The organism is Geoglobus sp., assembly GCF_054018175.1.
Genome location: NZ_JBPLZQ010000121.1, coordinates 1 through 4,629 on the forward strand (window position 1 = coordinate 1; position 4,629 = coordinate 4,629).

Consider the following 4,629-nt stretch of genomic DNA (forward strand, 5'->3'; position numbering starts at 1 on the left):
GACGAGTTCCCTTCCAACCTTCATGGCACGGGAAATGTAGTCCAAGGTCTCGTCCCTGCTGTCAACCTTGTCGAACTTGTTTGCACACACGACAACCTCTATACCTACATCCCTGAAGAAGTCCGCCATCTCCACGTCAACGGGAATGTACCCCCTCCTGTCCCACCTCTCGACCACCTCTCTGAAGGCCTTCGAGTCAACGACTATGACTCCTGCCACAATCCTTTCCGCGTTGCTTTCGATGTATTCGACGATGAAGTCCTTGACCCTCTCGTTAAAACCCCTGCTGACCCCTTTCACGTACCCGAAACCGGGGAGGTCCGTTGCAAGGAAGTCCCGGTACCTGTAAAAGTTCGGCGCGATGGTTGTTCCCGGCCTCCTGCCCCTCCGAACCTTCACGCCAAAAAGCTGGGAAAAGAGTGTCGATTTGCCGACGTTCGACCTGCCCGCAAAAACGACCTCGACACTAACTCGGCCAGAGTCCATAGTACGCGTTCAGAATTATCGTGAGGAATCCAATGACGAGTCCGAATACAAGAACTGCCTTGGGGCTTATCTTGATCTGCGTCTTCTCCTCTTCGAAGTATCTCATTATTCCTGCAGAGGACATCAGGGGTGGGGCCTTTTCCTTCCTTGCCATGGGGAATGGTATTATACCACGTGTATTTAACTTTATCCATGCGCGAGTTTCCGGTTCTCGATGTCGTGAGCGGAGAGACTGGCATTCTGCTGTTCGACGAAGAGTGGAGGTTCGAGGTCGCTGAGACAGTTCCTGAATTCGCTCTCTTTCCCGCATACTTCAACGCTCACACTCACATTGGAGATTCGGCCGTCGAAGCTCCCAGAATCGGGCTGGAAGAGCTTGTCGGGCCCGGAGGGTACAAGTTCAGGGTGCTCGAGAAAACGGACAGGAATGTGCTTGTTGACTGGATGAGGAGGTCAGTGAGAACAATAGCCAGGACGTCCTCAACGTCGCTCGAGTTCAGAGAGGGGGGTCTCGACGGGTACAGGCTCTACATGGAAGCAGACCCGGAAAGAGTTCTCATCGCACTCTCAAGGCCACGTAGTGAGGAGGAAGCGGATAAACTTGTCGAGATGTCCATGGGTTTCAACTTCAGCAGCGTAAGAGATCACGACTTTCGCCTGATGGAGTACTGCAGGTATCTCGCAAAGAGGCACGGGAAGATATTCGCAATACACGCGGGTGAGAGGGATTCATCAGATGTTGAGCTGGCACTAACCCTCGAACCGGATTTCATCGTGCACATGAACATGGCAGAGAGGTGGCAGATTGACGAGGCAATGGAGAGGGGTTTTGTGGTCACGTGCTTCCGTTCCAACGCATTCTTTGGACTTATGAACGCCGAGAACTACAGGTACATGGCCGGCAGTGAAAGGTGGCTTCTCGGAACGGACAATGCGATGATAGCGACGCCATCAATGCTCGACGAGGTGAGGTTTGCCAGCTACTTCATCGACCCGGAAACCGTTTTCCGCGCATCCACCAGAAACCCCTTCCTCGAAAGCTATGCGGTGGCAAATATCGACAAAATCAACCCCAGAAATCCCATTGCATCGGTGGTCAGGAGGCTGGAAAGCTGCGACATTGTGAAAATAATAAGGGACAGAGTTAGATTCGAGTAATCAGACGTTCTCACCCCGGTATATCCCGGAATACTCTTCGGTCTCGTTTTCAAGCCTGAAGAAGACCAGCTGGACTATTCTCGCGTTCCTCCTCAGCCAGATTCCGTTCTCATTGTAAACCACAAGCCCAACCTCGCTCCTTCCGAAATATCCCGCGTCCCATACTGCCGTTAAAACATTGGCCCCTGCCCTTACCATGCTCGACCTCGGTCGCGCAAGAGCCATTATGTCCCTCGGAAGCTTGACGACTTCGTTCAGGTAGGCCCTGTAGTACCCCTTCTCGAGAAAAACCCAGTCGCCCTGGAAATCGACGTCATCGGTTTCCGGAATTTCCCTTTCCCTGTTGTCGAAATCAATCCTTCCGTGCCCCTTTAACCTCGCAACCCTTCGGAGCGTGCAGTCGAATCCATTGGGCTGAAGCTGCGTTTCGAGATCCACGTAGTCAGAAATCAGCCCTTCCTCGTCTATCAGCTTCCTGATCTCGTGCTTGGACAGCACACCCATACCCCGGAATTTGCAGGTGGAATAAATACGTTACCCGCCCCCGAACCTCCATCCCCGCCTGGCCGATATGCTGGTGAAGTCTATGTAGTACGCGTCCACCTCGTCATACATCCCGAGGTTTCTCGCGACCTCGACCGCGATTATGTGGGCACACGGCTCTCTGCCCTTCAGGTTGAACTGAAAGTCCCTGCACATGCAGAAGTCCTCGTCAACCACGTACTCCTCCCTGCCGACAACCACGAAGAAGTCCCGGTACCTCTTGACCCTCCGCTCCTTCACATAGAAAAAGGCCTTGTCACCGCGCTTTCCGAAGGTATCTATCAGGAATTTGTAGAGGGAAAAATCAAACTTCTTGAAACCCCTCACCTTCCCGAGGTCACTCCAGCTCATCCTCGACTTCCGTCCTGTCGATCTCGTTCAGCTGGTGTATCGTGCTGATTGCATCTATCGCGTCAAGCCACCCTATCACGAAGAGGTCCTCGTCTGGGATTTCAAGATCCTCAGGTAATTTCTCCCCGGCAAGTGCCTTGGCCGCCATTCTCGCCACATCTTCAAATGCACCCTCGAGGTCCCCGCTCTTCTCTTTCTTGATCGCCTCTTCGAGAAGTTTTTCGAAGGACTTCCTGCTGACCTTTCCGGAGATCACGAGCTCCAGTCCTCTCGCCACGACCCTCATGTTCTCCTTCGTCATCTCGAGGAGTTCAGCCTTCACCTCATCCCCCACATCGTAGCTCCTGTCGAGAAGTGGCTTGCTTTCCTCTATGAACCTCAGCGCATCCTTCTTGGTGATCTCCCTCTCCCTTATGCTCCTCAGCAGGTTCAGGCAGGCGATTATGTAGTCGTCGAGCATCTTGTCGAATACCTCAAGCCCCTTTCCGCTTTCAAGGTCGAGCTCGTCCTCCCTTATCCTCTCTACCCAGTTGTTGATCCTGTCTTCGGTGTAGAACATCAGCAAGTCTTGTTGAGCCTGAAATATAACGTTTTTGATCGCTCAAAAAACTCGAGAGGAGTGTGCAAAAAAGATCAGAGGTGGATGTAAACCGCGTCGATTATCCCGTCGAGCTTCTGCATCTCCTCCAGCACATCCTCGCTCGGCGGATCATCCACGAGCAGGAGCATGAGCTGTATCCCTCCCGGCTTGTCGCCGTATCTGCCAACGATCATCCCTGCAATGTTAATGCTGTTCTTTCCAAACAGCGTTCCAACCCTGCCGATCACGCCCGGCTTGTCCTCGTGGAGCGAGATGATGTAGTGGCCTTTCGGCACGAAGTCGGTCTTGTACTTGTCGATCTTTATTATCCGGTAATCGTCCCTGCCGAAGCTCGTTCCCGCGAGGTAGATCGACCTGCCCCTGCCCTCCACGTTAACCTCCAGCAGGCTCTCGTAGCTGTCTGCACTTTCGATCTTGCTCTCCTCCACCTCTATTCCCCTTTCCTTGGCTATCGGGATTGCCGAAACGAGGTTGATGTTCGGTCCCAGTATGTACTCGAGAAGCCCCTTGAGGAGTGCTCTTGAAAGATAGGACGTGTCCTTGCTGGCAAGCTTGCCCCTGTACGTCACCTTGACCTTCTCGAAGTTTCCGTTCAGCCTTGCGGCTGCAATCTTGCCCATCTTTTCGGCAAGCTTCAGGTAGGGCATGAGGTACTCGAACTCCTCCGGGCTGAGCGAGGGCAGGTTGACGGCGTTTCTGACCGGGTAGCCGTGGAACAGGTTGATTATGTCCTCGGCAATTATCAGCCCGACATTCGTCTGGGCCTCCTTTGTAGATGCACCTATGTGAGGGGTGGTGACGACATTCTCAAGCTTGAGCAATTCGCTCTCCGGGTCAGGAGGTTCGTTGGAGTAAACATCCACAGCAGCAGCATAAACCTTTCCAGCCTTTATTGCCCTCACCAGAGCATCCTCGTTGATTATTCCTCCCCTCGCGCAGTTCACAACTATAACCCCGTCCTTCATCCTCTCAAATTCCTTTTCGCCGATGAGGTTCTCCGTTTCCTTGGTCTTGGGGACGTGAACCGTGATTATGTCAGAGTTCTCTATCAGCTCCTCAAAGCTGACGAGCCTCACTCCAAGCTCCTTGGCCTTGCTCTCGCTTATGTAGGGATCGTAGGCGATCACGTTCATGTCAAAGGCCTTTGCCCTCTTCGCCACCTCGTAACCGATCCTGCCGAGACCTATTACTCCTATAGTCTTTCCACGCAGCTCCATCCCGACGAATTTCTTTCTCTCCCACCTGCCCTCCTTGACGCTCCTGTCCGCCTGAGGTATCTTCCTGGCGGCCGAGAGAATTAGAGCTATCGCGAGTTCTGCTGTCGAAACCGTGTTTCCACCCGGCGCGTTCACAACTATGATCCCCTTCTGAGTTGCCGCACTGACGTCTATGTTGTCAACGCCCACTCCAGCTCTGCCGATTATCTTGAGGTTCCTCCCTTTCTCGATGACCCTGGCCGTAACCCTGGGAGAGCTCCTGACGATAAGTGC

General features: G+C 53.3%; 7 protein-coding genes. 1 reads left to right on the forward strand and 6 read right to left on the reverse strand.

The window, feature by feature from the left end; genetic code table 11:
• Both engB and ACXJJC_RS09370 read right to left on the reverse strand, forming a co-directional pair.
• The coding region (engB, locus tag ACXJJC_RS09365; protein ID WP_456371275.1) for a GTP-binding protein EngB at nucleotides 1-486 on the reverse strand (486 nt) is incomplete at its 3' end.
• Nucleotides 467-640, reverse strand: a complete 174-nt coding sequence (locus ACXJJC_RS09370) for a preprotein translocase subunit Sec61beta (protein ID WP_456371277.1) — start codon at nucleotides 638-640, stop codon at nucleotides 467-469. The genes engB and ACXJJC_RS09370, both read right to left, overlap by 20 nt.
• Before the next feature lie 38 nt (nucleotides 641-678).
• Between ACXJJC_RS09370 and ACXJJC_RS09375 the strand changes: the two genes are divergently transcribed.
• Nucleotides 679-1,644, forward strand: coding sequence for an amidohydrolase family protein (locus ACXJJC_RS09375; RefSeq protein ID WP_456371278.1), 966 nt, complete (start codon nucleotides 679-681; stop codon nucleotides 1,642-1,644).
• Here ACXJJC_RS09375 and ACXJJC_RS09380 read toward each other — a convergent pair whose 3' ends face one another.
• From ACXJJC_RS09380 to serA, 4 genes are all read right to left on the reverse strand, one after another.
• A complete protein-coding gene (locus tag ACXJJC_RS09380) occupies nucleotides 1,645-2,148 on the reverse strand; it encodes a deoxyuridine 5'-triphosphate nucleotidohydrolase (protein WP_456371279.1) in 504 nt (167 codons plus the stop codon).
• A 30-nt stretch (nucleotides 2,149-2,178) separates the two neighbouring features.
• Nucleotides 2,179-2,538, reverse strand: a complete 360-nt coding sequence (locus ACXJJC_RS09385) for an SWIM zinc finger family protein (RefSeq protein WP_456371280.1) — start codon at nucleotides 2,536-2,538, stop codon at nucleotides 2,179-2,181.
• Nucleotides 2,525-3,097, reverse strand: coding sequence for a DUF2150 family protein (locus tag ACXJJC_RS09390; RefSeq protein ID WP_456371282.1), 573 nt, complete (start codon nucleotides 3,095-3,097; stop codon nucleotides 2,525-2,527). Before ACXJJC_RS09390 ends, ACXJJC_RS09385 begins: the two co-directional genes overlap by 14 nt.
• Before the next feature lie 74 nt (nucleotides 3,098-3,171).
• Nucleotides 3,172-4,629, reverse strand: a 1,458-nt coding sequence (serA, locus tag ACXJJC_RS09395) for a phosphoglycerate dehydrogenase (RefSeq protein ID WP_456371283.1), incomplete at its 5' end; no start/stop codon positions are given.

What these genes read in the sequence shown, in the direction of transcription:
- ACXJJC_RS09370 (WP_456371277.1), bottom strand. Translation starts at nt 640, where the DNA reads ATGGCAAGGAAGGAAAAGGCCCCACCCCTGATGTCCTCTGCAGGAATA.
- ACXJJC_RS09375 (WP_456371278.1), top strand. Translation starts at nt 679, where the DNA reads ATGCGCGAGTTTCCGGTTCTCGATGTCGTGAGCGGAGAGACTGGCATT.
- ACXJJC_RS09380 (WP_456371279.1), bottom strand. Translation starts at nt 2,148, where the DNA reads ATGGGTGTGCTGTCCAAGCACGAGATCAGGAAGCTGATAGACGAGGAA.
- ACXJJC_RS09385 (WP_456371280.1), bottom strand. Translation starts at nt 2,538, where the DNA reads ATGAGCTGGAGTGACCTCGGGAAGGTGAGGGGTTTCAAGAAGTTTGAT.
- ACXJJC_RS09390 (WP_456371282.1), bottom strand. Translation starts at nt 3,097, where the DNA reads ATGTTCTACACCGAAGACAGGATCAACAACTGGGTAGAGAGGATAAGG.